The sequence below is a fragment of the Pseudomonas jinjuensis genome (assembly GCF_900103845.1).
Classification (GTDB): domain Bacteria; phylum Pseudomonadota; class Gammaproteobacteria; order Pseudomonadales; family Pseudomonadaceae; genus Pseudomonas; species Pseudomonas jinjuensis.
The window spans coordinates 113,741-140,585 of the sequence record NZ_FNIJ01000011.1; the positions used below are offsets into that span (position 1 = coordinate 113,741).

Annotated in this window: 24 protein-coding genes, 3 tRNA genes and 1 pseudogene; 17 read left to right on the forward strand and 11 right to left on the reverse strand. The window is 64.7% G+C overall.

Annotated features, from left to right (window positions below):
- Positions 1-19: 19 nt before the first annotated feature.
- The gene (gene trxB, locus BLR75_RS16700; RefSeq protein ID WP_084311125.1) at positions 20-967 is read right to left on the reverse strand and encodes a thioredoxin-disulfide reductase; all 948 of its coding nucleotides are present in this window, start codon (positions 965-967) and stop codon (positions 20-22) included.
- A 191-nt stretch (positions 968-1,158) separates the two neighbouring features.
- On the opposite strand from trxB, the gene ftsK reads away from it, so the two are divergent.
- The 6 genes from ftsK (at position 1,159) to BLR75_RS16730 (ending at position 8,780) form a co-directional block, all read left to right on the forward strand.
- On the forward strand, positions 1,159-3,591 hold the full coding sequence (gene ftsK, locus BLR75_RS16705) for a DNA translocase FtsK (protein ID WP_090416107.1): 2,433 nt from the start codon (positions 1,159-1,161) through the stop codon (positions 3,589-3,591).
- Between the two features lie 18 nt (positions 3,592-3,609).
- On the forward strand, positions 3,610-4,236 hold the full coding sequence (gene lolA, locus BLR75_RS16710) for an outer membrane lipoprotein periplasmic chaperone LolA (RefSeq protein ID WP_084311129.1): 627 nt from the start codon (positions 3,610-3,612) through the stop codon (positions 4,234-4,236).
- 23 nt (positions 4,237-4,259) lie between these two features.
- Complete coding sequence (locus BLR75_RS16715) at positions 4,260-5,585, forward strand: replication-associated recombination protein A (RefSeq protein WP_084311131.1); 1,326 nt, start codon at positions 4,260-4,262, stop codon at positions 5,583-5,585.
- A gap of 183 nt (positions 5,586-5,768) precedes the next feature.
- Positions 5,769-7,049: a serine--tRNA ligase gene (gene serS / locus BLR75_RS16720; protein ID WP_084311133.1), complete on the forward strand. Its 1,281-nt coding sequence runs from the start codon at positions 5,769-5,771 to the stop codon at positions 7,047-7,049.
- A 1-nt stretch (position 7,050) separates the two neighbouring features.
- Complete coding sequence (gene cysG, locus BLR75_RS16725; RefSeq protein ID WP_084311135.1) at positions 7,051-8,436, forward strand: siroheme synthase CysG; 1,386 nt, start codon at positions 7,051-7,053, stop codon at positions 8,434-8,436.
- The gene (locus BLR75_RS16730; RefSeq protein WP_090416108.1) at positions 8,433-8,780 is read left to right on the forward strand and encodes a lysozyme inhibitor LprI family protein; all 348 of its coding nucleotides are present in this window, start codon (positions 8,433-8,435) and stop codon (positions 8,778-8,780) included. Before cysG ends, BLR75_RS16730 begins: the two co-directional genes overlap by 4 nt.
- Before the next feature lie 126 nt (positions 8,781-8,906).
- Here the strand turns inward: BLR75_RS16730 and BLR75_RS16735 are convergent, their stop codons facing one another.
- The 7 genes from BLR75_RS16735 to BLR75_RS16765 all read right to left on the reverse strand — a co-directional run bounded on the left by BLR75_RS16735 (position 8,907) and on the right by BLR75_RS16765 (position 13,138).
- Entirely contained in the window at positions 8,907-9,905 is a 999-nt protein-coding gene (locus BLR75_RS16735; protein WP_084311137.1) for a glutathione S-transferase family protein, read from the reverse strand.
- 86 nt (positions 9,906-9,991) lie between these two features.
- The gene (locus BLR75_RS16740; RefSeq protein WP_084311139.1) at positions 9,992-10,990 is read right to left on the reverse strand and encodes a glycosyl transferase family protein; all 999 of its coding nucleotides are present in this window, start codon (positions 10,988-10,990) and stop codon (positions 9,992-9,994) included.
- Entirely contained in the window at positions 10,987-11,322 is a 336-nt protein-coding gene (locus BLR75_RS16745) for a TusE/DsrC/DsvC family sulfur relay protein (protein ID WP_084311141.1), read from the reverse strand. The genes BLR75_RS16740 and BLR75_RS16745 overlap by 4 nt, the downstream gene beginning before the upstream one ends.
- On the reverse strand, positions 11,319-11,624 hold the full coding sequence (gene tusB / locus BLR75_RS16750; protein ID WP_090416109.1) for a sulfurtransferase complex subunit TusB: 306 nt from the start codon (positions 11,622-11,624) through the stop codon (positions 11,319-11,321). Before tusB ends, BLR75_RS16745 begins: the two co-directional genes overlap by 4 nt.
- The gene (gene tusC, locus BLR75_RS16755; RefSeq protein ID WP_084311145.1) at positions 11,621-11,980 is read right to left on the reverse strand and encodes a sulfurtransferase complex subunit TusC; all 360 of its coding nucleotides are present in this window, start codon (positions 11,978-11,980) and stop codon (positions 11,621-11,623) included. Before tusC ends, tusB begins: the two co-directional genes overlap by 4 nt.
- Entirely contained in the window at positions 11,980-12,372 is a 393-nt protein-coding gene (gene tusD / locus BLR75_RS16760) for a sulfurtransferase complex subunit TusD (RefSeq protein ID WP_084311147.1), read from the reverse strand. Before tusD ends, tusC begins: the two co-directional genes overlap by 1 nt.
- A 100-nt stretch (positions 12,373-12,472) precedes the next feature.
- Positions 12,473-13,138, reverse strand: coding sequence for a Bax inhibitor-1/YccA family protein (locus BLR75_RS16765; RefSeq protein WP_084311149.1), 666 nt, complete (start codon positions 13,136-13,138; stop codon positions 12,473-12,475).
- A gap of 121 nt (positions 13,139-13,259) precedes the next feature.
- Between BLR75_RS16765 and BLR75_RS16770 the strand changes: the two genes are divergently transcribed.
- The 11 genes and pseudogenes from BLR75_RS16770 to BLR75_RS16825 all read left to right on the forward strand — a co-directional run bounded on the left by BLR75_RS16770 (position 13,260) and on the right by BLR75_RS16825 (position 25,152).
- A tRNA-Ser gene (locus BLR75_RS16770) sits at positions 13,260-13,347 on the forward strand.
- Between the two features lie 193 nt (positions 13,348-13,540).
- Entirely contained in the window at positions 13,541-14,185 is a 645-nt protein-coding gene (gene gacA / locus BLR75_RS16775) for a response regulator transcription factor GacA (protein WP_084311151.1), read from the forward strand.
- A 1-nt stretch (position 14,186) separates the two neighbouring features.
- The gene (gene uvrC, locus BLR75_RS16780) at positions 14,187-16,013 is read left to right on the forward strand and encodes an excinuclease ABC subunit UvrC (protein ID WP_084311153.1); all 1,827 of its coding nucleotides are present in this window, start codon (positions 14,187-14,189) and stop codon (positions 16,011-16,013) included.
- Between the two features lie 33 nt (positions 16,014-16,046).
- Positions 16,047-16,607 (forward strand): CDP-diacylglycerol--glycerol-3-phosphate 3-phosphatidyltransferase, encoded by a 561-nt coding sequence (gene pgsA / locus BLR75_RS16785; RefSeq protein WP_084311155.1) that lies wholly within the window; start codon positions 16,047-16,049, stop codon positions 16,605-16,607.
- A 65-nt stretch (positions 16,608-16,672) separates the two neighbouring features.
- Positions 16,673-16,748: transfer RNA gene (locus BLR75_RS16790), tRNA-Gly, on the forward strand.
- A gap of 39 nt (positions 16,749-16,787) precedes the next feature.
- A tRNA-Cys gene (locus BLR75_RS16795) sits at positions 16,788-16,861 on the forward strand.
- A gap of 822 nt (positions 16,862-17,683) precedes the next feature.
- Positions 17,684-18,229 (forward strand): annotated as a pseudogene (locus BLR75_RS16800) (transposase); the annotation flags it as partial.
- A gap of 316 nt (positions 18,230-18,545) precedes the next feature.
- On the forward strand, positions 18,546-19,703 hold the full coding sequence (locus BLR75_RS16805; RefSeq protein WP_084311157.1) for an efflux RND transporter periplasmic adaptor subunit: 1,158 nt from the start codon (positions 18,546-18,548) through the stop codon (positions 19,701-19,703).
- Positions 19,700-22,876, forward strand: a complete 3,177-nt coding sequence (locus BLR75_RS16810; protein ID WP_084311159.1) for an efflux RND transporter permease subunit — start codon at positions 19,700-19,702, stop codon at positions 22,874-22,876. The genes BLR75_RS16805 and BLR75_RS16810 overlap by 4 nt, the downstream gene beginning before the upstream one ends.
- Positions 22,873-24,360 carry an efflux transporter outer membrane subunit gene (locus BLR75_RS16815; protein WP_084311161.1) on the forward strand — a complete coding sequence of 496 codons (1,488 nt, stop codon included), beginning with the start codon at positions 22,873-22,875 and terminating at the stop codon, positions 24,358-24,360. Before BLR75_RS16810 ends, BLR75_RS16815 begins: the two co-directional genes overlap by 4 nt.
- Before the next feature lie 234 nt (positions 24,361-24,594).
- On the forward strand, positions 24,595-25,152 hold the full coding sequence (locus tag BLR75_RS16825) for an AAA family ATPase (RefSeq protein WP_084311165.1): 558 nt from the start codon (positions 24,595-24,597) through the stop codon (positions 25,150-25,152).
- A gap of 215 nt (positions 25,153-25,367) precedes the next feature.
- On the opposite strand, the gene BLR75_RS16830 is transcribed toward BLR75_RS16825, so the two are convergent.
- Genes BLR75_RS16830 through parA form a run of 3 tightly spaced genes read right to left on the reverse strand, consistent with a single transcriptional unit; the run spans position 25,368 to position 26,829 of the window.
- The gene (locus BLR75_RS16830) at positions 25,368-25,955 is read right to left on the reverse strand and encodes a S26 family signal peptidase (RefSeq protein ID WP_084311167.1); all 588 of its coding nucleotides are present in this window, start codon (positions 25,953-25,955) and stop codon (positions 25,368-25,370) included.
- Positions 25,952-26,194, reverse strand: a complete 243-nt coding sequence (locus tag BLR75_RS16835; protein WP_084311169.1) for a chromosome partitioning protein ParB — start codon at positions 26,192-26,194, stop codon at positions 25,952-25,954. The genes BLR75_RS16830 and BLR75_RS16835 overlap by 4 nt, the downstream gene beginning before the upstream one ends.
- Positions 26,191-26,829, reverse strand: a complete 639-nt coding sequence (gene parA / locus BLR75_RS16840; protein ID WP_084311171.1) for a ParA family partition ATPase — start codon at positions 26,827-26,829, stop codon at positions 26,191-26,193. Before parA ends, BLR75_RS16835 begins: the two co-directional genes overlap by 4 nt.
- Between the last annotated feature and the right edge of the window lie 16 nt (positions 26,830-26,845).

Below are 26,845 nucleotides of genomic sequence, written 5' to 3' on the forward strand. Positions count from 1 at the left end.
GCGGGCCTCCCCGGACTGGTCAGGCGTCGAGGAACTTTTCCGCATCCAGCGCGGCCATGCAGCCGGCGCCGGCGGAGGTGATCGCCTGGCGATAGACGTGGTCGGCCACGTCGCCGGCGGCGAATACGCCCTCGATGCTGGTCTGGGTGGCGTTGCCTTCGCCGCCGCCCTTGACCACCAGGTAGCCGTCGCGCATTTCCAGCTGGCCCTTGAACAGGTCGGTGTTCGGCTTGTGGCCGATGGCGATGAACACGCCGGACAGGTCCAGGTTACGGGTTTCGCCGTTCTGGGTGTCCTTCAGGCGCACGCCGGTGACGCCCATCTCGTCGCCCAGCACTTCGTCGAGAGTGGTATTCCAGTGCAGGCGGATGTTGCCGTTGGCGGCCTTCTCGAACAGCTTGTCCTGCAGGATCTTCTCCGAGCGCAGCTTGTCGCGGCGGTGGATCAGGTGGACTTCCCTGGCGATGTTGGACAGGTACAGTGCTTCCTCGACCGCGGTGTTGCCGCCGCCGACCACGCAGACCACCTGGTTGCGATAGAAGAAGCCGTCGCAGGTGGCGCAGGCGGAGACGCCCTTGCCCATGAAGGCTTCCTCGGACGACATGCCCAGGTACTGGGCGGAGGCGCCGGTGGCGATGATCAGGGCGTCGCAGCTGTAGGTGGCGCTGTCACCCTTGAGGATGAACGGCTTCTGCTGCAACTCGGCGGTGTGGATGTGGTCGTAGACAATCTCGGTGTCGAAGCGCTGGGCGTGCTGCTGCATCCGCTCCATCAGCGCCGGGCCGGTCAGGCCTTCCACGTCGCCCGGCCAGTTGTCCACTTCGGTGGTGGTGGTGAGCTGGCCGCCGGGCTGGATGCCTGTGATGACGACAGGCTTGAGGTTGGCGCGCGCGGCATAGACGGCTGCGGTGTAGCCCGCCGGGCCGGAACCCAGGACGATCAGCCGCGAATGCTTGACTTCATTCATAAAAAAGACTCCATAAGCCTTTGTCACATAAGAGAATGCATGCTCCAATGGAGCAGTCGGAAAGCTGCTTCGGGCTATGCTACACCGAACCCTGAAAGCCCGGCAAAGCGCTGGACATCCTCCCGGGCTTCGCTGGTATCGGCTGGTCAAAGCCGTACAATAGGGCGCTCACAGACTCTCGGACGCGCCCCGTGCGCAGGAAAAGACGCGTTTTGAAGGACACGACCACAGCAAGCCACGCAGCCGCATGGCGGCAGCAGTTGCATTATCGCCTGAAGGAAGGGGCCCTGATCGCGCTGGGCGCACTGTGCCTCTATCTGTGGATGGCGCTGCTCACCTACGACCCGTCCGACCCGGGCTGGAGCCACTCCAGCCACGTGGTGCAGGTGCAGAACGCCGCCGGTCGCCTGGGGGCGATGTTCGCCGACATCCTGTTCATGGCCCTCGGTTATTTCGCCTACGTCTTCCCGCTGCTGCTGGCCGTCAAGACCTGGCAGGTGTTCCGCAAGCGCCACATGCCCTGGGAGTGGAGCGGCTGGCTGTTCTCCTGGCGCCTGATCGGCCTGGTGTTCCTGATCCTGTCCGGCTCCGCGCTGGCCTATATCCATTTCCACACCAGCGGCGCGCACATGCCGGCTTCGGCGGGCGGCGCCGTGGGCGAGAGCCTCGGCCAGGCCGGGGTCAACGCCCTGAACGTGCAGGGCAGCACGCTGCTGTTCCTGTCGCTATTCCTCTTCGGTCTCACCGTGTTCGCCGACATGTCCTGGTTCAAGGTCATGGACCTGACCGGGAAGATCACCCTCGACCTCTTCGAACTGATCCAGAACGCCGCCAATCGCTGGTGGAGCGCGCGCAGCGAGCGCAAGCAGCTGACCGCGCAACTGCGCGAGATGGACGTTCGGGTCGCCGAGGTGGTCGCGCCGGTGGTTCCCGATGTGCGGGAGCAGGCGAAGGTCAAGGAGCGCCTGATCGAGCGCGAGGAATCCCTGGTCAAGAGCGTGCAGGAGCGCGAGAGCCGCCCGGCGCCGAAGATCGATCCGCCCCCGCCGCCCAAGCCGGTGGAGGCGAGCAGGCGCGTGCAGAAGGAGAAGCAGGCCCCGCTGTTCGTCGACAGCGCCGTGGAAGGCACTCTGCCGCCGCTGTCCCTGCTCGACCCGGCCGGTGAGAAGAAGAAGAGCTACTCGCCCGAATCGCTGGAGGCCATGTCGCGCCTGCTGGAGATCAAGCTCAAGGAGTTCGGCGTCGAGGTCCAGGTGGAATCCGTCCATCCGGGCCCGGTGATCACCCGCTTCGAAATCCAGCCGGCGGCCGGCGTGAAGGTCAGCCGCATTTCCAACCTGGCCAAGGACCTGGCGCGCTCGCTGGCGGTGATCAGCGTACGGGTGGTGGAAGTGATCCCCGGCAAGACCACCGTGGGCATCGAGATTCCCAACGAAGACCGGCAGATGGTGCGCTTCTCCGAAGTGCTGATGTCGCCGGAGTACGACGAGCACAAGTCCACCGTGCCGCTGGCCCTTGGCCACGACATCGGCGGCCGGCCGATCATCACCGACCTGGCGAAGATGCCGCACCTGCTGGTGGCCGGTACCACCGGCTCCGGCAAGTCGGTGGGGGTGAACGCCATGCTCCTGTCGATCCTGTTCAAGTCGACGCCGGAAGAGGCGCGGCTGATCATGATCGACCCGAAGATGCTCGAACTGTCGATCTACGAAGGCATCCCGCACCTGCTCTGCCCGGTCGTCACCGACATGAAGGAGGCGGCCAACGCGCTGCGCTGGAGCGTCGCCGAGATGGAGCGGCGCTACAAGCTGATGGCCGCCATGGGCGTGCGCAACCTGGCCGGCTTCAACCGCAAGGTGAAGGACGCCGAGGAAGCCGGCGCGCCGCTGACCGATCCGCTGTACCGCCGCGAGAGCATGGAAGACGAGGCGCCGCTGCTGAAGACCCTGCCGACCATCGTGGTGGTGGTCGACGAATTCGCCGACATGATGATGATCGTCGGCAAGAAGGTCGAAGAGCTGATCGCGCGTATCGCGCAGAAGGCGCGGGCGGCGGGCATCCACCTGATCCTGGCGACCCAGCGGCCGTCGGTGGACGTGATCACCGGCCTGATCAAGGCGAACATCCCGACCCGCATCGCCTTCCAGGTGTCCAGCAAGATCGACTCGCGCACCATCCTCGACCAGGGTGGCGCCGAACAGCTGCTCGGCCACGGCGACATGCTCTACCTGCCGCCGGGCACCGGCCTGCCGTTCCGCGTGCACGGTGCCTTCGTCTCCGATGACGAGGTGCACCGCGTGGTCGAGGCGTGGAAGATGCGTGGCGCGCCGGACTACATCGAAGACATCCTCGCCGGCGCCGACGAAGGCGGCGGTGGTGGCGGCAGCTTCGATGGCGGTGGCGAAGGCGGCGAAGGCAGCGAGGAAGATCCGCTGTACGATGAGGCCGTGCGCTTCGTCACCGAGAGCCGGCGTGCTTCCATCTCGTCGGTGCAGCGCAAGCTGAAGATCGGCTACAACCGCGCCGCCCGGATGATCGAGGCCATGGAAATGGCCGGCGTGGTCACCCCGATGAATACCAACGGCACGCGCGAAGTCATCGCGCCGGCCCCTATCCGCGACTGAATCCATTCGAGGACATCCATGCGACTGATCCGCATGCTTTTGATCGCCGCGCTGGCGTTGACCGGCGTGCAGGCGCGCGCCGACGACTCCGTCGCCGCCCAGCGCCTGAGCGAGCTGCTGGGCAAGGCCCAGACCATGACCGCGCGCTTCTCCCAGCTGACCCTGGACGGCAGTGGCACCCGCCTGCAGGAAACCGCCGGCCAACTGAGCCTGAAGCGCCCCGGCCTGTTCCGCTGGCACACCGATGCGCCGCAGGAGCAACTGCTGATCTCCAACGGCGAGAAGGTCTGGCTGTTCGACCCGGACCTGGAGCAGGTGACCATCCAGAAGCTCGACCAGCGCCTGACCCAGACTCCGGCGCTGCTGCTGTCCGGCGATACCTCGAAGATCCACGAGAGCTTCGACATCACCCGCAAGGAAGCCGGCAACGTGGTGGACTTCATTCTCAAGCCGAAGGACAAGGACACCCTGTTCGACAACCTGCGGATTTCCTTCCGCAACGGCGTGGTCAACGACATGCAGCTGATCGACAGCGTCGGCCAGCGCACCAACATCCTGTTCTTCGACGTGAAGATGAACCAGTCGATCGACGCCGGGCAGTTCGTCTTCGAAGTGCCGAAGGGCGTCGACGTCATCCAGGAATGACGGCCTGACGTATAGGTAGCAGTGTGGACCTGTTCAGCTCCGAACCCGTAGCCCAGCCCCTGGCCGCGCGCCTGCGTCCGGCCAACCTCGACGAATACGTCGGCCAGGAGCACCTGCTCGCCCGCGGCAAGCCGCTGCGCGAGGCGCTGGAGCAGGGCGCGCTGCACTCGATGATCTTCTGGGGCCCGCCGGGCGTCGGCAAGACCACCCTGGCGCGCCTGCTGGCGAAGGTTTCCGACGCCCATTTCGAGACGATTTCCGCGGTGCTTTCCGGCGTCAAGGAAATCCGCCAGGCCGTGGATGTGGCGAAGCAGCACGCCGGCCAGTACGGCCGCCGCACCATCCTCTTCGTCGACGAGGTGCACCGCTTCAACAAGAGCCAGCAGGACGCCTTCCTGCCCTACGTGGAAGACGGCACGCTGATCTTCATCGGCGCCACCACCGAGAACCCGTCCTTCGAACTGAACAACGCGCTGCTCTCGCGGGCCCGCGTCTACGTGCTGAAAAGTCTGGATGAGGTGGCGCTGCGCAAGCTGGTGCAACGCGCCCTGACCGAGGACAAGGGGCTCGGCAAGCGCCAGTTGAGCCTGCCGGACGACAGCTTCAAAATTCTCCTGGCCGCCGCCGATGGCGATGGCCGGCGCCTGCTCAACCTGCTGGAAAACGCCGCCGACCTGGTGGACGACGGCGGGGAAATCGCCCCGGAACTGCTGCAGAACCTGCTCGGCGACAGCCGTCGGCGCTTCGACAAGGGCGGCGAAGCCTTCTACGACCAGATCAGCGCCCTGCACAAATCGGTGCGCGGCTCCAATCCGGATGCCGCGCTCTACTGGTTTGCACGCATGCTCGACGGCGGCTGCGACCCGCTGTATCTCGCCCGCCGCGTGGTGCGCATGGCCAGCGAGGACATCGGCAACGCCGATCCGCGCGCCCTGAGCCTGTGCCTGTCGGCCTGGGACGTGCAGGAGCGCCTCGGCAGCCCCGAGGGCGAGCTGGCGGTGGCCCAGGCCATCGTCTACCTGGCCTGCGCGCCGAAGAGCAATGCCGTCTACATGGGCTTCAAGGCGGCGATGCGCGATGCGGCGGAACACGGTTCGCTGGAAGTCCCGCTGCACCTGCGCAACGCGCCGACCAAGCTGATGAAGAACCTCGGCTACGGCGAGGAATATCGCTACGCCCATGACGAGCCGGATGCCTATGCCGCCGGGGAAGACTATTTTCCCGAGGCGCTGCAGCCGCGCCAGTACTACCAGCCCGTGCCGCGAGGGCTGGAGCTGAAGATCGGCGAGAAGCTCAGGCATCTGGCGGCGCTCGACCGGGCGAGCCCGCGAAAGCGCAGAAAATCCTGATCGCCGGCCCATGATTCGCCGCAGGTCGGCCATGCTGTGTCGAAACGGACTCGGAATGCGCGTTCGCCGAAGGTAAACTCCGCTTTTTCGCCTGTTTCCGCTTGCCTGGCCCTGGCCTGCGCGATCCTGAACCGGCCCTGTGCGGCATGAGACGCCGCTCCTATTCAGACACGAGAACAGACCATGCTCGATTCCAAACTGGTACGTACCCAGCCGCAGGAAGTGGCGGCACGCCTGGCCACCCGTGGCTTCACCCTGGACGTGGCGCGCTTCGAGGCGCTGGAGAACCAGCGCAAGTCCGTGCAGACCCGTACCGAACAGCTCCAGGCCGAGCGCAACGCCCGCTCCAAGGCCATCGGCCAGGCCAAGCAGCGCGGCGAGGACATCGCTCCGCTGATGGCCGACGTGAACCGCATGGGCGACGAACTGGAAGCCGGCAAGCGCGAGCTGGAAGCGATCCAGGCGGAACTGGACGGCATGCTGCTGAACATCCCCAACCTGCCGGACGAGTCTGTGCCGGTGGGCGCGGATGAGGATCACAACGTCGAGGTTCGGCGCTGGGGCACGCCGAAGGCCTTCGATTTCGAGATCAAGGACCACGTCGCCCTCGGCGAACAGCACGGCTGGCTGGACTTCGAGACCGCCGCGCGGCTGTCCGGCGCCCGCTTCGCCCTGATGCGCGGTCCGATCGCCCGCCTGCACCGCGCCCTGGCGCAGTTCATGATCGACCTGCACACCCGCGAGCATGGCTACGAGGAGGCCTACACCCCCTACCTGGTCCAGGCTCCGGCGCTGCAGGGCACCGGCCAGCTGCCGAAGTTCGAGGAAGACCTGTTCAAGATCGGCCGCGAGAACGATCCGGACCTGTACCTGATCCCGACAGCCGAGGTCTCGCTGACCAACATCGTCGCCGGGCAGATTCTCGACGCCAAGCAGCTGCCGCTGAAGTTCGTCGCCCACACGCCGTGCTTCCGCAGCGAGGCGGGCGCTTCCGGCCGCGACACCCGCGGGATGATCCGCCAGCATCAGTTCGACAAGGTTGAGATGGTGCAGATCGTCGAGCCGTCGAAGTCCTTCGAGGCGCTGGAAAGCCTGACCGGCAACGCCGAACGGGTCCTGCAGCTGCTCGAGCTGCCGTACCGCACCATCGTCCTGTGCACCGGCGACATGGGCTTCGGCGCGACCAAGACCTACGACATCGAGGTCTGGGTGCCGAGCCAGGACAAGTACCGCGAGATTTCCTCCTGCTCCAACTGCGGCGACTTCCAGGCCCGCCGCATGCAGGCACGGGTGCGCAACCCGGAAACCGGCAAGCCGGAACTGGTGCACACCCTCAACGGCTCCGGCCTGGCAGTGGGCCGCACCCTGGTAGCGGTGCTGGAGAACTACCAGCAGGCCGACGGCTCGATCCGCGTGCCGGACGTGCTCAAGCCCTACATGGGCGGCATCGAGGTGATCGGCTGAGATGGACTTCCTGCCACTGTTCCATAACCTGCGCGGCCGCCGCGCGCTGCTGGTCGGCGGCGGCGACGTCGCGCTGCGCAAGGCGCGCCTGCTCGCCGAGGCGGGCGCGCAACTGCGTGTGGTCGCGCCGGACATCCATCCGGAGCTGAGCCAACTGGTGGAACAGGGGCAGGGCGAATCCTTCCTGCGCGGCTATGCCGAAGGCGATCTCGATGGCTGCGTGCTGGTCATCGCAGCCACCGACGACGAACCGCTCAACGCCCGGGTTTCCGCCGACGCCCATGGGCGCGGCGTGCCGGTCAACGTGGTCGATTCGCCGGCGTTGTGCAGCGTGATCTTCCCGGCCATCGTCGACCGTTCTCCGCTGGTGGTGGCGGTCTCCAGCGGCGGCGATGCGCCGGTGCTGGCGCGCTTGCTGCGGGCGAAGCTGGAAACCTGGATTCCCTCCACCTATGGCCAGCTTGCGGGTCTGGCGAGCCGCTTCCGCGATGCGGTGAAGCAGCGTCTGCCGGAGTTGCAGCAGCGGCGAATCTTCTGGGAGGAGGTCTTCCAGGGACCAGTGGCCGAGCGCATGCTTGCCGGTCGTGCGGCAGAGGCCGAGCGCCTGCTGCAGGACAAGCTGGACGGCGGCCAGACCGCTGCCCGTGGCGAGGTATACCTGGTCGGCGCCGGGCCGGGCGATCCGGACCTGCTGACCTTCCGCGCCCTGCGCCTGATGCAGCAGGCCGACGTGGTGCTCTACGACCGCCTGGTGGCGCCGGCGATCCTCGACCTCTGCCGCCGCGATGCCGACCGTCTGTACGTCGGCAAGCGCCGCTCCGACCACGCAGTGCCGCAGGACGAGATCAACCGCCTGCTGGTGGACCTGGCCAAGCAGGGCAAGCGCGTGCTGCGCCTGAAGGGCGGCGATCCGTTCATCTTCGGCCGTGGTGGCGAGGAAATCGACGAACTGGCGGCCAATGGCATCCCGTTCCAGGTGGTGCCGGGCATCACCGCGGCCAGCGGCTGCGCGGCCTATGCCGGGATTCCGCTGACCCACCGCGACTATGCGCAGTCGGTGCGCTTCGTCACCGGCCACCTGAAGGACGGCACCAGCGACCTGCCCTGGGCCGATCTGGTGGCGCCGGGGCAGACCCTGGTGTTCTACATGGGGCTGGTCGGCCTGCCGGTGATCTGCAACGAACTGATCCGCCATGGCCGCGCGGCGGATACGCCCGCGGCGCTGGTACAGCAGGGCACCACCACGCACCAGCGGGTGTTCACCGGCACCCTGGCCGATCTGCCGAAACTGGTGGCCGAGCACGAAGTCCACGCGCCGACCCTGGTGATCGTCGGCGAGGTGGTCCAGCTGCGCGACAAGCTGGCCTGGTTCGAGGGGCAGCAATGAAGCGGGCAGGGAAATGGCGCATCCTGGCCGCGATCGCCCTGGCCGCTCCGCTGGCCTCGGCATCCGCTGCCAGCTTCGACTGCAGCAAGGCGCTGCGGGCGGACGAAAAGGCCATCTGCGCCGACCGCCATCTATCCGAGCAGGATGTCGAGATGGCGACCACCTACCGCCTGCTCTCCGGTCTGTTCGCCATGGGCGTTCGCGGCGACATGCAGGATGCCCAGCAGGCGTGGTTGAAGCAGCGACGCGCCTGCGGCGCCGACAGGGCCTGCCTGGAGAAGCGCTACCGGCAGCGGCTGGGTGCCTTGCAGAAGCTCTACGACGGCATCGACAAGCCGCTCTGATCGATCAGGGCCGTCTGCCCGGAACGGATGCCTCATTCCCTGTAGGAGCGAGCTTGCTCGCGAACCTCCTCAATCCAAGCTTTGGCGTTGGTGCGCGGAGATTTCGCGAGCAAGCTCGCTCCTACGTCAGCCGCGGTACGCGCCCTTGCCCGGCAGATGATTCCGCCCATGCGGCGCGCTGAAGTCCTGCTGCGGCCCGAGCGGCACTATGCCGGTCGGGTTGATGGTGCGGTGGCTGCCGTAGTAGTGGTTCTTGATGTGCTGGAAATTCACCGTGCCCGCCACGCCCGGCCACTGGTACAGCTCGCGCAGCCAGCCCGAGAGGTTCGGATAGTCGGCCAGGCGCCGCAGGTTGCACTTGAAGTGGCCGTGATAGACCGCATCGAAGCGGATCAGCGTGGTGAACAGGCGCCAGTCGGCCTCGGTCACGTACTCGCCGGTCAGGTAGCGGCGAGTGGAGAGTCGCTCTTCCAGGCAGTCCAGTTCCTCGAACAGCGTGGTGAAGGCTTCCTCGTAGGCTTCCTGGCTGGTGGCGAAGCCGGCGCGGTAGACGCCGTTGTTCACCGCCGGGTAGATGCGCTCGTTGAGGGCGTCGATCTCCTCGCGCAGGGCGGGGGGATAGAAATCCAGGTGGTTGCCGGTGAGCTCGTCGAACGCCGAGTTGAACATGCGGATGATTTCCGCCGATTCGTTGCTGACGATGCGCTTGAGCTGCTTGTCCCACAGCACCGGCACGGTCACCCGGCCGCTGTAGTGCGGGTCTTCGGCGGTGTAGCGCTGGTGCAGGAACTGCAGGCCATCGAGGGTGTCGCCGGTGGAACCGGTGGCGGGGTCGAAGGTCCAGCCATTTTCCTCCATCAGCCAACTGACCACGGAAACGTCGATCAGCTTCTCCAGCCCCTTGAGCTGGCGAAAGATCAGCGTGCGGTTGGCCCAGGGGCAGGCCAGGGAAACGTAGAGGTGATAACGCCCGGCTTCCGCGCGGAAGCCGCCTTCGCCGCTGGGGCCCGGGCTGCCGTCGGCGGTGATCCAGTTGCGTCGTTGGGCGTTCTCGCGGCGGAAGCGGCCGTCCTCGCCGGTGTCGTACCACTGGTCATGCCAGCGTCCATCGATCAGCTGTCCCATATTCCTGGCTCCGTGAGTGAGTCTTGGGACCAGTCTAACGGCATGGCGACGATGGATCGGCGCAAAAACATGACCTGAAGGATCGATCAGATCGATCGATCCCGCGAATCCCAGCGACGGTGCGCCTCGGCGAAGGCGTCCTCGCGCGGCATGCCCAGGCCGCGCAGGCCCAGGGCGATGGTGGAGAGCACGGCGAGTTCGCCATAGGCATCGTCCCGCTCGCCGCGCCAGGTGGCGAGCAGATCGGCCGGGTCCAGCCGTTCCGGCTTGACGTGGCGCTGGGCGGAGAGCGCCGGCCATTCCTCGTCCCAGCTCGCGCCGTCTGCGCAGCCGTAGAGATGTGCAGGGCTGTCCGGATTCACCTCGATTTCGCCGCCTTCGCCCTTGATCACGATGGCGCGGTCGCCGAGCAGGCGGCTGCCTTCGCGGTGCATTTCCTGGTAGCCGGGGTGGAAGATGCTCTGCAGGATGCAGGTGGCGCCCAGCGGGTTGAGCAGGCGCACGGCGGAGTGCATCGGCGAACGCAGGCCGAGGGTGTTGCGCAGGTCGATCATGCGTTGCAGGCGCGGCATCCAGTCCATCAGCGGGGCGAAGGCCAGGCCGTGGTCGTCCAGCGCCGTGGCGACGCTGTTCCAGTCGCGGCACAGCGGGATGTCCAGGGTGTCCAGCAGTTGCTCGCTGTACAGACGCCCGGCGGTATGCGCGCCGCCGCCATGCATGAGGATGCGCGCTCCGCTGCCGGCCAGGCATTTCGCCGCCAGCAGGTACCAGGGCAGGTGGCGCTTCTTGCCGGCGTAGGTCGGCCAGTCGAGATCGACGGCGATCGCCGGGGCATCCAGGCGACTGCGTACCGCGTCGGCGAAACCGGCCAGCTCCTCGGCGTTCTCCTCCTTGTGGCGCAGGAGCATGAGGAAGGCGCCGAGCTGGGTTTCCTCGACCGCGCCGTCGAGGATCATGCCCAGCGCTTCGCGGGCCTCGTCGCGGGTCATGCTGCGCGCGCCGCGCTTGCCCTTGCCGAGGATGCGGACGAACTGGGCGAAGAGGTGTTCGGCGGGCGTTTGGAGTACGAGCGGGGCGGGGGTCATAGGCAGTTGGTCGGCTTGGGCAGGCCGGCGAGCTTGGCGGCAAGCTTGGCCGGGGTGCCCTTGAACAGGAGGTTGAGGTGCAGGCTGTTGCCCTTGTCCGGGCCGAGGCGCTGGGCGACGTACCTGATCAGCGGGCGGTTGGCCGGCGACAGCTGGAACTCGCCGTAGAACTCGCGCAGCAGCAGAAGGATTTCCCAGTGCGCCGGCGTGAGATTGAGCCCCTCGTTGTGGGCGAGCGCCTCGGCGACCGCGTCGGACCAGTCCTGCAGGTATTGCAGGTAGCCGTCCTTGTCGAGGGCGATGGGTTGTCCGTTGACCAGAAGGGTGCTCATAGCCAGGCGTTGACCTTGTCGAAACGGGTGCAGAGTTCGACGAACCCGGGGTAGTCCAGCGCGACGACCCGTGCCGGCACGTCGTCCAGGCCGCGCGCCTGCAGGTCTTCGAGCAGGGCGAACAGCGGGTTGCCGGCGGGCATCAGTTCCAGCGCCTGGCACGGCGCGGTGCCGGCGCGCAGGGCGTGCACCGCTTCGCCGCTGAGCAGCACGCCGTCGTCCGGGCCGAGCAGGTGCAGGCAGCTGGCGAGGCGGCCGTCGTTGAACGGGGAGTGCGAGAGCAGGTGGAGAGTGGCCATCAGAGGGTGATTACCTGGTCGTAGCGTTGAATCAGGTCGCGCAGGGCCGCGTCGTCGAGGACCTGCACCGGCAGTATCAGGCCGTCCGCGTCCAGCCCGCGTTCGCCAAGGCTGCGGGCGGCGGTGAAGAGCTCGTCGATGCCGAACAGAGGCAGGGCCTGCAGGTTGGCCTGCAGGTCCTTCTGCTCGATGCTGGCGGGGCGCTGGTCCGGGACGAGCTGGAACACGCCGTCATCGAGGAACAGCAGGCCGATGGGCAGGTCGTAGGCGCCGCCGGCGAGGGCGATATCCAGGGCTTCGCGGGCGCCGGGGCCGGACCAGGGCGCCTGGCGGCTGACGATCAGCAGCGATTTGCTCATCAGTGGCCTCCGAAGCAGACCAGCCGGTCCGCCTGTTGCGTCGCTTCATGCAGCTGACCGAGCCCGGACAGCTCCCAGGGCGCCTGCAGGTTGGCCGCGGGACGAGAGTAGCGGTTGGCCTCTTCCTGGTTGAGCACGCCACGGCGCAGGGCGGCGGCGATGCAGACCACGCCGTCGAGCCGGTTGTCGGCTACGAAGCGGGTCCAGGCGGCGGCGACGTCCAGTTCGTCCTGGCCAGCCACTGCGTTGCTCGACGCGCTGTGCACGCCTTCCTGGTAGAAGAACAGGCGGACGATCTCATGGCCGCCGGCCAGCGCCGCTTCGGCGAAGCGCAGGGCGCGGCGGGCGGCGGGCGAGTGGGGCGGCGCGAACAGGGCGATGGCGAATTTCATGGGCGGGCCGTGCTGGAGGATTTTCGCAGGATGATACTTTCGCCGGACGGAAAAAGAAAAAGCCCGTCGAAACGGGCTTTTCTGGAGTGCCTGGAAGCTGTCAGTCGTCGCTGCCCATGATGCCGAAGATCTGCAGCAGGCTGATGAACAGGTTGTAGATCGACACGTACAGGCTGATGGTCGCCATGATGTAGTTGCGCTCGCCGCCGTGGATGATCGCGCTGGTCTGGAACAGGATCATCGCCGAGGAGAACAGCACGAAGCCGGCGCTGATCGCCAGTTGCAGGCCGCTGATCTGGAAGAACAGCGAGACCAGCACCGCGCCCAGCAGGACGAAGAAGCCGGCGGTGATGAACCCGGACAGGAAGCTCATGTCCTTGCGGGTGGTCAGCACGTAGGCGGACAGGCCGAAGAACACCAGGGCGGTCATGAAGAACGCCGAGGAGATCACGCTGGCGCCGTTGGCCATGCCCAGGTACAGGTTCAGGATCGGACCGAGGGTGTAACCCATGAAGCCGGTCAGGGCGAAGGTGCTGAGCAGACCCCAGGCGCTATTGCGCAGTTTGACCGTCAGGAAGAACAGACCATAGAAGCCGATCAACACGACGAAGATGCTGGGGTAGGGCACACGCATCTGTTGCGAAACGTAGGCCACCAGGCCGCTGAAGGCGAGAGTGAGGGCGAGCAGTCCATAGGTATTGCGCAGGACCCCGCTGACCTCCTTCTGCTCCACGGCTGTGGCATTGAGGTATTGGCGTTCTTGCATGGTTAGCACTCCTGTATATGAACCATGAACATGGTTAGGCGCATCATAGCAAAGCGTATATGACGGCCAACCAGCAGAGTTTGACAGTGTGTTGCGATCCGGTACTATTGCGCCCCGCGATGGAAGTGTGGCCGAGTGGTTTAAGGCAGCGGTCTTGAAAACCGCCGGGTGTAACAGCCCCCAGAGTTCGAATCTCTGCGCTTCCGCCATCATTTCGAAGAGCCCGCCTATCTGGCGGGCTTTTTGCTTTCTGCGCCATGTGCGGTGATGTCATTGCTGCGTAATTTTTTTGACGCTTGAACTTTGACTTGGACGTTTCAAGCTAGGTTCCGGATGCATCTTTCTGATAAGGTTCCGGGATTCCACGTTTCTGTTTCCCCTTTTTGCGCAACGAGGTGCTGAGTGATCAAGGTGCTGGTGGTCGATGATCACGATCTGGTTCGCACCGGTATTACCCGCATGCTTGCCGACATAGAGGGCCTGCAGGTCGTTGGCCAGGCCGAATCGGGCGAGGCCGCGTTGAAGCTGGCCCGTGAGCTGCACCCCGATGTCGTGCTGATGGATCTGAAGATGCCGGGCATCGGCGGCCTCGAGGCGACCCGCAAGTTGCTGCGCAGCCAGCCGGACGTGCGCGTCGTGGTGGTCACCGTCTGCGAGGAAGATCCCTTCCCGACCCGCCTGATGCAGGCCGGTGCCGCCGGATACCTGACCAAGGGCGCCGGGTTGGGGGAGATGGTCCAGGCGATTCGCCAGGTCTTCGCCGGGCAGCGCTACATCAGTCCGCAGATCGCCCAGAGCCTCGCGCTGAAGTCCTTCGAGCCGGAGAAGAACGGTTCGCCGTTCGACACGCTGTCCGAGCGGGAAATCCAGATCGCCCTGATGATCGCCAACTGCCACAAGGTGCAGAGCATTTCCGACAAGCTCTGCCTGTCGCCGAAAACCGTGAACACCTACCGCTACCGGATTTTCGAGAAACTCTCGATCACCAGCGACGTGGAGCTGGCGCTTCTCGCCGTGCGCCACGGCATGGTCGACGCCAGCCACTGACATGAGCGCGGGTTTCGACTCGGCGGCCTTCCTCGCCACCTGCAGCGGCAGGCCCGGCGTGTACCGCATGTTCGATGCGGACGCCAAGCTGCTCTACGTCGGCAAGGCGAAGAATCTCAGGAAGCGCCTCGCCAGCTACTTCCGCAAGACCGGCCTGGCGCCGAAGACCGCTGCCCTGGTGGCGCGCATCGTCCAGGTCGAGACGACCATCACCGCCAACGAGACCGAGGCGCTGCTGCTCGAGCAGACGCTGATCAAGGAATGGCGGCCGCCTTACAACATCCTTCTGCGCGACGACAAGTCGTACCCCTACGTGTACCTCTCCAGCGAGGACGAGTACCCGCGGCTGTCGATCCATCGCGGTGCGAAGAAGCAGAAGGGGCGCTATTTCGGCCCGTATCCCAGCGCCGGCGCGATTCGCGAAAGCCTCAACCTGCTGCAGAAGGCGTTCCTCGTCCGTCAATGCGAGGACAGCTATTTCCGCAACCGCACGCGGCCGTGCCTGCAGTACCAGATCAAGCGCTGCAAGGGACCCTGCGTCGGACTGGTCAGTCCGGAGGAGTACGCCGAGGATGTGCGTCACTCGGTGATGTTCCTCGAGGGCCGCAGCAATGCGCTGGCCGAGGAGCTGACCGCCGGCATGGAGCAGGCCGCCATGCGCCTGGACTTCGAGAAGGCGGCGGCGCTGCGCGACCAGATCGGCATCCTGCGCCGCGTGCAGGACCAGCAGAGCATGGAGGGCGGCAGCGGCGACGTCGACGTGATCGCCGCCATCGTCAATCCGGGCGGCGCGTGCGTGCACCTGATCAGCGTGCGCGGCGGACGCGTGCTGGGCAGCAAGAACTTCTTTCCCCAGGTCGCCATCGAGGAAGAGGTGGGCGACGTCCTGCTGGCCTTCCTCAGCCAGTACTACCTGAGCCATCACGAGCGCGACCTGCCCGCCGAGCTGATCGTGAATGCCGTGCACGAGGATTTTCCCGTGCTGGTGTCGGCCGTCGCCGCAGCACGCGGCCGCGAACTGGAAATCAGCCACCGGGTACGCGGCACGCGGGCACGCTGGCAGCAACTGGCGGTGACCAACGCCGAGCAGGCCCTGGCGGCGCGCCTCGCCAATCGCCAGCACGTCGCCGCGCGCTTCGAGGCGCTGGCCGAGGCGCTGGACCTCGCCGAGCCGCCGCAGCGCCTGGAATGCTTCGACATCAGCCACTCCAGCGGCGAGGCCACGGTGGCCTCCTGCGTGGTGTTCGGCCCGGAAGGCGCGCTGAAGTCGGACTATCGCCGCTACAACATCGAAGGCATCACCGCGGGCGACGACTATGCTGCGATGCACCAGGCGCTGACCCGGCGCTTCAGCCGGCTGAAGGAGGGTGAGGGCAAGATGCCGGACATCCTCCTGGTCGACGGCGGCAAGGGCCAGTTGGCGATGGCCCAGGAAGTGCTGCAGGAACTGGCGGTGGCCGGCCTGATCCTGCTCGGCGTGGCCAAGGGCGTGACCCGCAAGCCCGGCCTGGAAACGCTGTACCTGAACGACGCCGAGCACGAATTCACCCTGCCGGCCGATTCTCCGGCGCTGCACCTGATCCAGCAGATCCGCGACGAGGCGCACCGCTTCGCCATCACCGGCCACCGCGCGCGGCGCGGCAAGGCGCGGCGCACCTCTACGCTGGAAGACGTGCCCGGAGTAGGGCCGAAGCGTCGGCGCGACCTGCTCAAGCATTTCGGCGGCCTGCAGGAACTCGGCCGCGCCAGCGCCGAGGAAATCGCCAAGGCCCCTGGCATCAGTAAAAAGCTGGCGGAGCAGATTTATGCGGCTCTGCACAGCGAGTAGAATTGCCCGTTCAACTTGCAGACCTCATTTCCGATGAATATCCCGAACCTGCTCACTCTGCTCCGCGTTCTGCTCATCCCGATCTTCATTCTCCTCTTCTATCTCCCTTTCTCCGGCAGCCACCTGGCCGCCAGCGCGGTCTTTGCCCTGGCCAGCGCCACCGACTGGCTTGACGGATACCTCGCGCGCAAGCTGGGGCAGAGCACGCCCTTCGGCGCCTTCCTCGATCCCGTAGCGGACAAGCTGACGGTCGCGGTGGCCCTGGTCCTGCTGGTGGAAGAGCACAGCAACCTGTGGCTGACCCTGCCGGCGATGATCATCATCGGCCGCGAGATCGTGGTTTCCGCCCTGCGCGAATGGATGGCCGAACTGGGTGCGCGCGCGCATGTCGCGGTGTCCAACCTCGGCAAGTGGAAGACGGCGGCGCAGATGGTCGCCCTGGTCATCCTGCTGGCCAATCCGCCGCTGGTGACCTTCTGGGTCGTGCTCGGCTACGCCCTGCTGATCATCGCCGCGGCCCTTACCCTGTGGTCGATGGTTCACTACCTGCTGGCTGCCTGGCCGCATCTCAGCACCGACCCGAAAGAGAAATAACTTTTTTTGAATCAAAGAGTTGACAGGGATTCTCCAATCGATAGAATGGCGCCCGTCAACACGACGCGGGAATAGCTCAGTTGGTAGAGCACGACCTTGCCAAGGTCGGGGTCGCGAGTTCGAGTCTCGTTTCCCGCTCCAAATCAGGAAGATTTGCGAAGCGAATCTTCAAGCTTCAAAGGCTGAGTAGCAGAGTGGTTATGCACCGGATTGCAAATCCGTGAACGCCGGTTCGATTCCGACCTCAGCCTCCAATAGAAAAGCCCTGTAGATCGAAGATTTACAGGGCTTTTTCTTTAAGGTTCGGCTGGTTTGGCGAACTTGCGTGCAGGGGAGGGCGTGTATATATTCCAGCCCTTTCCGCATGGGACCGAACAATACGTAGGTCCTTTCTTCACGCTTCACCGCGCTACTGCCCGAATGGCGAAATCGGTAGACGCAGGAGACTTAAAATCTGATTTGTCAAGTCTTGGCAATTCCATCTTTAGGAAGGAAAAGCTAGAGAAGACAATAGGTTGCAGAATTCGTAGGCTTGGGCCGGCGCCTGACTTAGAGGGCTAGGGGCCAAGTAGGAGCCAGGCGGAAACGGTTAGGCTCCAGTATTGAAAGACTTGCCCGAGTGGTGAAATTGGTAGACACAGGGGACTTGAATATTTGAGCCCTCCGGGGGAAACCCCAGAGGTGAAGCCCGTCAAACTCGGTGAAAGCCCTGGATGCCACTGCATCCGAGCCAACGCCGAGCCAAGCCCGACCCTAGTGGTTGGGAAGGTGTAGAGAGCAGACGGCGGGCACCTACGGCTACAAGGCTATGGTGAAGGCGTGCTCCAGACCACGAACAGCGAGAGTGCTGGCGGCGAAAGTCGAAGTGGTAAGAAAATCCCCCGCCGCAAGGCGTGCCGGTTCGACCCCGGCCTCGGGTACCAATCCAGAGCCGCCCCTGTTTATGCAGGGGCGGCTTTTTGTTTCTGCCGCATTTTGCTTGAAGAAGTCGTAACCGGCAGCAGCCGACCGATTCTGTTGAAAAATTATCCGCCACCGCCAAGATCATGTCGCTAGCGGAGTATGGGGCGGGCAGCATTATGGGATGGTTGCCAGGTGGACAGCAGTGCCTTTGCTATCTGTTCAATTTGGAAGACCACGTCCCGCTCTAACACCTCTTGTGCCACATCGACTAGTGCCTGGATCTCAGCGATCTGCGTGCCACCTAGCCGATTTCTACAGCACCATCGGACGCCTGTCGATTGACCCAGAGTTGACGCTGCGCATGCTGGTTGTCGGCTACTGCTACGGTATCTGTTCCGAGCGACGGTTGTGCGAAGAGGTGTACCTGAACCTGGCCTACCGTCGGATCTGTCGGCTGGGCCTGGAGGATGAAGTGCTCAATCACTCGACCTTCTCGAAGCATCGCCACGGCCGCTTCCGTGACGGCGGCCTGTTCCGCGTGGAGAGGTCGACTGGCGCGATCCGGCGCTTAGCACGCGCGCCGTGCGCGAGTACCTTGATACCCTCGATGAGGAAACGCTGGCCGAGGCTCTTCCCAAGAAGCTGTCCCTTACCGATCTGCTGGCCCGGCCTATTTTGCCTACTCCACCAATTATCTGATCGATACCGCGCATGGGATAGATACGCCTGCGGCAATCAGAACCCTCAAACCTAGGCCTGGAAGCTTAATGAAAAGCCCAAAGGCAACTTCGAGTTGCTGCAGCCATTTAGCAAGCTGGCACACCTGGTCGGTTGGCTGCCGTAGAACTGCCTATTTCAACAGAATCGATACAACGCGGACACTCGCGCGGCTGCTTTGTCGACTCATGGACAATGAAAGCCATTTACTGAGGCAAAAAAAGGTTGACCTTCCCAACGTGTCAAGCGGGATAACAGGCCATGGAAGCTGTTTCGTCTCAGCCAGGCCAAGTGGACCCAGACCAGGAAGGCATACCGATGAAAGTCAAACACTTAACCCTGATCATAGCGGTGACAGGCATCGCCATAGCTATCGCTGGCTGCAAGGACACGGCGTCCTCCGCGACGCCGGCCGACCCGCCCAGCGTTCCCGTTGCTGAGGTCGTCGTTCGTCCGGTTACTCCATTCGTTGAATTCACGGGGTCGTTGACGGCGGTCAAGCAGGTCGAGCTGCGTCCGCGTGTCGCCGGTTATATCCAGGACGTCACGGTGCCGGAAGGCCAGTTGGTTGAAAAAGGCAAGCAGCTATTCCTCATCGATCCGCGCGTGTTCCAGGCCGCTCAGGACGCCGCCAAAGCGCGCCTGCGCGAGGCCGAGGCGGCGGCGCTGCTGGCCCGGACGGAGCATGAGCGGGCCGAGCAGCTGTTCGCCAGGAAGGTCGTCGCCCGGGAACGACTCGATAACGCCATTGCCTCGCGCAATGCCAGCAAGGCCCAGGTCGACGCGGCCAAGGCCGCCCTGGATGCGGCGCAACTGGACCTGGGCTTCACGCGGGTCACCGCGCCGATCAGTGGGCGCGTGGGGCATATCCTGGTCACCGAGGGCAACTACGTCACCAATGGCGTGACTGCGCTGACGACCATCGTTTCGGTCGATCCACTGTATGTGTACTTCGATGTCGACGAGCGTACCTACCTGCAGGCGCTGGCTCCGCTCCGTGGCAGGGGCGGTGAACAGGCTCCCAACGTTGATGTGGCCCTGCTCACCGACACGTCCTATACGCGGCGCAGCCGCCTCGACTTTCTCGCCAATGCCGCAGATCGTGGGACCGGAACGGTCAGGGTTCGCGCGGTGGTCGACAATCCGGATGGGCAACTGACGCCTGGGCTGTTCGCCAAGGTCAGGCTGGAAACCGGCGCGCCCCGCGACCAGGTCCTGGTCGCCGACCATTCGATCGGCACCGACCAGGGTAGGCGTTACGTCCTGGTCATCGGCGAGGGCGACAGGACCCAATACCGGCCAGTGGAGCTCGGGCCGATGGTCGATGGCCTGCGAGTCATTCGCCAGGGTTTGCAGCCAGGCGAGCGCATCGTCGTCAAAGGCCTGGTGCGTCCGGACATGCAGATCACGCCGCGCCTGGCGGAAATCGATGGCACGCCCCTTGATCTGTCGCAGACCGTGGGGGCCGTGCAATGACATTCCCACGGTTTTTCATCGATCGGCCGATCTATGCCATCGTTCTCTCGGTGCTGATGATGATTGGTGGGATCGTCTCGTTCTTCCAGTTGCCGCTGAGCGAATACCCGGCGGTGACACCGCCGACCGTACAGGTGACCGCTTCCTATCCCGGCGCCAATCCCGAGGTGATCGCGCAAACGGTGGCGACGCCGCTGGAGCAGGCAATCACCGGGGTGGAGGGGATGCTGTACATGTCCTCGCAGTCGGCGACGGATGGCCGCATGATCCTGACCATCACCTTCGATCAGGATATCGATCCCGACATGGCGCAGATCCAGGTGCAGAACCGGGTCTCGCGGGTCCTTTCGCGCTTGCCCCAAGAGGTGCAGCGCCAGGGCGTGGTCACCCAGAAGACCTCGCCGGACATACTGATGGTGGTGCATCTGCTGTCGCCTGAAAAACGCTACGATCCGCTCTACATCTCGAATTACGCCTATCTGCAGGTGCGTGACGAGCTGTTGCGTCTTCCGGGTGTCAGCGATGTCGTGGTGTGGGGCGCCGGCGAGTACAGCATGAGACTGTGGCTCGACCCTGACCTGATTGCCGCACGCGGGCTGACGGCGGGCGAGGTGATCGCCGCGGTGCGCGAACAGAACGTCCAGGTGGCGGCCGGCTCGGTCGGCCAGGCACCGGACTCCACCGCAGCCTTCCAGGTCACTGTGAACACGCTCGGTCGACTGACCGACGAAGAGCAGTTCGGCGATATCATCATCCGCACCGGTGCCAACGGTCAGGTGACGCGCCTGCGCGATGTCGCACGCATCGAGATGGGAGGCGATGCCTATGCGCTGCGCAGCCTGCTCGATGGCCAGCCGGCGGTCGCCTTGCAGATCATCCAGAGCCCGGGAGCCAATGCGCTCGATACCGCCAAGGCTGTGCGCACGACCATTGCGCGACTCCAGGACAACTTCCCGGTGGGCCTGACCGCGCGCATGGCCTACGATCCGACGGTGTTCGTCCGGGCTTCGTTGCAGACCGTGGCCACCACCTTGCTGGAGGCGATCCTTCTGGTCGTGGTGGTGGTGGTGCTGTTCCTGCGCAGCTGGCGGGCCTCGCTGATTCCCCTGATGGCCGTGCCGGTGTCGCTGGTCGGCACATTCGCAGTCATGTACCTGATGGGCTTTTCGCTCAATACCCTGTCGTTGTTCGGGCTGGTGCTGTCGATCGGCATCGTCGTTGATGATGCGATCGTCGTGGTGGAGAACGTCGAGCGCCACATCGAAAACGGCAAGCCACCTCTGCAGGCCGCGCGACGCGCCATGGATGAAGTCACTGGGCCGATCATCGCCATTACTTCGGTCTTGGCTGCCGTGTTCATCCCCACAGCCTTCCTCAGTGGCCTGCAAGGTGAGTTCTACCGGCAGTTCGCCCTGACCATCGCCATCTCGACCATTCTGTCTGCGCTCAACTCGCTGACCCTCAGCCCGGCGCTGGCCGGCCTGCTGTTGCGTCCGCGCGAGGCTGGCCACCGGTTGACCCCGCGTGGCCGGGTAGGGCGTATCCAGCGGCTGCTCCAGACCCTTGGCCGGCCGTTGCGACATGCGCCGAATGCCTATGGCAACGTGGTGCGCAAAGTGGTTCGGGTCAGTGGCCTGGCGCTGGCGGTCTACGGAGGGCTGCTCGGCCTGACCTACATCGGCTTCCAGGCGGTGCCGCCGGGCTTCGTGCCGATGCAGGACAAGTATTACCTGGTCGGCATCGTGCAGTTGCCGAATGGGGCGGCGCTGGACCGCACCGAGGCCGTTGCCAGGCAAATGTCCGAGATCGGACTCGCCGAGTCTGGTGTGGAAAGCGTCGTGGCGTTCTCGGGGCTTTCGGTCAACGGCTTCGTCAATGTGCCGAACGCCGCCGTCCTGTTCTTCATGCTCGACCCGTTCGAGGCGCGTACCACCGAGGACCTCAGCGCGGAGGCCATCGCCGGGCGCCTGCAAGCCAAGTTCGCCAGCATCCCCGACGGTTTTCTCGGCGTGTTCCCGCCGCCGCCCGTGCCGGGCCTGGGTACTATCGGTGGCTTCAAGATGCAGGTCGAGGATCGTGGTGGGGCGGGGTTGCAAGCCCTGGCCCAGCAGACACAGATCCTGATGATGAAGGCGACCGAGTCCGGGCAGCTCGGTGGGTTGATGACCAGCTTCGATATCAACGCCCCGCAACTCGACGTGGAGATCGACCGTACCAAGGTCAAGAGCCAGGGAGTGGACCTGGCCGATGTGTTCGAGACGCTGCAGGTCTACCTCGGCTCGCTGTACATCAATGACTTCAACCGCTTCGGTCGCACGTACAAGGTCACGGCCCAGGCAGATGCACCGCACCGCATGCAGGCTGAAGCCATTGGCCGTTTGCAGGTGCGCAACGCGGCCGGGGCGATGTTGCCGCTGTCCTCGTTTGTCACCGTCACGCCAACCTCCGGACCGGACCGCGTGATCCACTATAACGGCTACCCGTCGGCCGACATCAGCGGCGGTGCGCTTGCCGGCGTCAGTTCGGGGCAGGCGGTCGCGCTCATGGAGCGTTTGGCCAGGGAGGTGCTGCCGGAGGGCATGACCTTCGAATGGACCGATCTGACCTACCAGCAAAAGCTGGCGGGCAACAGCGCGCTGTTCATTTTTCCTCTCTGTGTGCTGTTGGCGTATCTGATTCTCGCTGCGCAGTACAACAGCTGGCTGTTGCCGCTGGCGGTCCTGCTGATCGTGCCGATGTGTCTGCTCAGCGCCATCGTCGGGGTCTGGCTGGTGGATGGTGACAATAACGTCTTCGTCCAGATCGGGCTCGTCGTGCTGGTCGGCCTAGCCGCCAAGAACGCGATCCTCATCGTCGAGTTCGCTCGCACGCTGGAGGCCGATGGAGCTAGTCCGCTGGAAGCAGTGGTCGAGGCTTGCCGCTTGCGCTTGCGGCCGATCCTGATGACCTCGCTGGCTTTCATCGCGGGTGTCGTTCCGTTAGTCATGGCCAGCGGTGCCGGGGCTGAGATGCGCCAGGCCATGGGGGTGGCGGTGTTCGCCGGGATGCTCGGCGTGACGCTGTTCGGCCTGTTCCTGACGCCGGTGTTCTATGTGTTGATCCGGGCGTTGGCGGTGCGTTTGGAGCGGAGCCCCACGAGTACCCAACAGCATCTGGAAGGGAGTGCATCATGAGCCGATGCTATCGACACCTGCTATCTCCGCTGAGTGCGTTCATCCTGCTGACCGGCTGCGCTGCGGTGGGACCCGATTACTCGCCGCCGGACGTACACATACCTGCCAGCTTCGGTGAGACCGCCCCAGGGCTTGACTCCGGGGAAGTGCAGGTCGAATGGTGGCGCGGTCTCGACGAGCCGGCGCTGGTGAGCCTGATCCAGCGGGCGCTTGCCGCGAACCACGACATCGCTCTCGCCGCCGTTCGCCTGGAAGAGGCGAAGGCCTTGCTGCGCGGGAGCAGGCAGGAGTTCCTGCCGCGTGGCGGGCCCGCGTATGGCTACCAGACCCAGCGACGCGGCGAAGTCGAGACGCCGGCCGGGCAGCAGCGCGAGATCGAGACCTATCGAGGCGCGCTCGATGCATCCTGGGAGATCGACCTGTTCGGCCGGGTGCGACGGTCGGTGGAGGCTGCCGAGGCACAAGCGGGGTCCCGCGAGGCCCTGCTGCGCAGCGTGCAGGAGAGCGTCGCCGCAACCGTGGTCGCGACCTGGTTCGAATTGCAGGGCATCGAGGCCGAACTTGCCGTCGTCAACGATATCCGCCAGAACCAGCGTGACAGCCTCGAGATGGTCGAGCGCCTGGTCAGCGCCGGCTCTGCCCATGAGTTCGACCGGCTGCGTGCCGAGGCGTTGTTGCGCAATGTCGAGGCGGCCGTGCCGGAACTCGAGCAGCGCCGCGCGGCTTCCACCAATGCGCTGGCCATCCTCCTGGCCGATACACCGCAGACATTCAGGCCCCCGGCAGCCGGCTCGAGCCACGAAACGCTGAAGGTACGCACGATCGGGGTGGGTGATCCTGCGGGACTGCTCTCTCGCCGCGCCGACATTGCGGCGGCCGAACGCAACCTTGCAGCGGCCACGGCGCGAATCGGGGTCGAGACGGCCGGGCTGTATCCGCAGATCCAGGTGCAAGGTTCGATCGGCCTGGTCGCGGGCGACCTCGATGCATTGGACGATGGTGGCGCGACATTCAACTTCCTGAGCCCGGTGATTCGCTGGGCGGTGCTCGATCGAGGCCGCGTGCGTGCGCAAATCGCGGCTAGCGAGGCCCGCGCCCAAGAGGCTTTGATCCTGTACGATCAGACGGTATTGCGTGCCTTGCAGGAAACCGATGACGCCTTCAAGCGCTATGGCGCGGCAGGTGACGCGCTTCGTCTGCGTCTGCTCGAGTCGGCGGCCAATCGCGAGGCAGCGCACCTTGCCAGGGAGCGTTTCATCCAGGGCGACGGCCAGTATCTGGATGTGCTTGAGGCCGAGCGCTCGGACTATCTCAGCCGACGGGCGCTGACTATCGCCCGCACCACCCAGCGCCTTGCCATCGTCAGCATATACAAGGCACTCGGTGGTGGCTGGGAGACCTGTGCCGGGCTGGACCAACGTTGCCACGTGGCCGACGGCAATGACCATCTGCCGCTCGCGCAACAGGTTGGCGACCGCTCTTGAACATCCCTTGAGCCATTTAGGGAAATTCGAAGCAACATCTATTGCCGTGCAGTCCGGGGGTCCAAATCGACGTCCTCGACCGGCTCCTGCCGGTCGAGGGCATGATCCGGGTTCCCTGTCTGGAGGGCTGGCGCCGCCCGGATCGTCGACAACCCGCGGACCATCGCGTGCCGAGTGTTCACGGACTGCCTGGTTGGAATTAGGCGACGTGCGTTCATTCAGGAACTCTTGCTTATGTCCCTAAGCCCTGTAAATCGGTTCGTCGTGATCTCCGGATGCTCGGGCGGCGGCAAGTCAACGCTTCTCGCCGAGCTTGCTCAACGGGGATATGTCGTTGTAGAGGAGCCTGGCAGACGGATCGTACGTGCAGAGGTGGAGAACCGTGGTACTGCCCTTCCCTGGATAGATCTGCCTGCGTTCTTACGTCAAGCCATTGCAATGGCTCTTGCAGATAGAGATGCCGTCCGCAGATCGGATAATTGGGTCTTCTTCGACCGGGGGATTGTCGACGCTGCAGTCGGCCTTCAGCACCTTACCGGTGAGCCGGTAGTCGCGACCCTCGGACATACCCACCGTTATCACCAGCACGTTTTCCTGACGCCACCGTGGCCCGAAATCTATGTTCAAGATCCGGAGCGGCGCCACGGCATTGACAGCGCCACGTCGGAATACTTTCGACTTCTCGAAACCTACTCCGCATTGGGGTATGAAATTTCTATCCTGTCGAAGGTCGATGTGACAGAGCGTGCAGACTTTGTCTTGGGGACTCTTGACTACTGGCGATCTCGTTAGTTTTGTTCAATGCCGAACGTCGTTGAATATTTTTGTCTCAAGGTTTTCTCAGCGCGGAACGATACAACAGTTGAATCGCTCCTGTTTTCGCAGACAGCATCGGGCGTGCGCTCTCTTGGCCGCTAGCTGTGGGTGCAAAGCGGCAGCTAGCGGCCAGGAGCAGCGCTTTAAGAGCGCCTGGAAAATCAGGGCTGATGGTGATCACCAGCAACTGCTCATGGCTTCAGCATCATCGGGTGCGCCGTGCCAAGCACCGCAGTGGCATGCACAGGGCCGAAGTAGCGGCTGTCGAAGGACTCCGGGTTTTCGGTGCTCAGCAGGAACAACTCGTCGTCGACCAGTCGCCGGCAATCCTGCCAGCCGCGTAGTACGCGTCCCAACCGGTCATGCGTCAGCACCCTGGCCATGGGGCTGTCGTCGACCAGCACCCAGTCGCCACTTCGGCAAACCCGTTGCGGTGCCAGGGCTGCGATGGGTTTGAGCAAGGGGATATGCATCGGTAGGTAGCCGCGCTGCGCAGCCAGCGTCGCAGCCTCTGCAGGCAGCCTGACCAGGACAATGTGGCCCGGCGCAAGCTCGGCGAGCGGCTGGATGAGATACCAGCCTGGTGCGACGCTGTCCGTCGGGTTGTAGACCAGCTTTACGGATGAGAGCTCCAGGCTGGTCCACAAGAGCAGCCCCAAGGCAACCATCGTTGCGATCAAGATCCGCCCGCTGCGCTGCCCAGGTTTCTGCTCACTGTCCTGCGAGACGACGTGTTGTCCGGCAGTCGCCAGCCCGACGCGAGTGATGTGCGACTTCATGACGACACCTCCGGAAACTCGCGCTCCAGCAGATCGCGCAGCATCTCGGTCACGGTGACGCCGTTGTTGAAGGCCGAAACCTTGATGCGGGCACGCAGGGCAGGTGTGATGTCCAGTGTCAGCCGGGCGGTGTACAGGTCGCGTTTGTTTACCTCGCTCGAATCACCCTGGCGCACCCAGGCTTCCGCTTGCGGAGTAGCCGTTGGTCGCGCGCCGATGCCGATTCGCTTGCCGCTCATGACGACCACCCCAGCAGCTCGTCCACCAGTCGGCCGATCTCGCATGCCGCCGCGCTGTGCGGTGCCAGCTCGCGTGCCAGCCTTCCCGCCGCCACGCTTTCGGCGAACAGGATGCGCTGGCGCACCTCCGCCTGTAGCGCCGGCAACGGTTGCTCGGCCAGGGCGCCACGCGCCTCGCGGCCGATCACCGTGGTGCTGACGCGCCGGTTGATCACGAAGGCCGCGCGCATCGTGGGACGAAACACCTGCGCCTCGCGAATCAGGTTGACCATCTCCGCGCTGGCCCACAGGTCGTAGGGACTGGGCTGCACAGGGACCAGCACCCGATCGGCCGCCAGCAGCGCCGAACGTGCCAAGGCGGCAATACGCGGCGGTCCATCGATGATGATGTGGTCGGCCTTCCGGGCGAGCTCCGGCGCTTCCTGGTGCAGAGTCTCGCGCGCCAGGCCGACGGCGCCGAACAGCCTGGGCAATCCCTGCTGGCTGCGTCGTTGCGTCCAGTCCAGCGCGGAACCCTGCGGATCGGCGTCCAGCAGCACTACCGACGCACCGCGCAGCGCGAGTTCACCGGCGAGGTGGGTGGCGAGCGTGGTCTTGCCAACACCGCCTTTCTGGTTGAGCAGCGCGACGATCATGGCTGTGCCTCCGCGC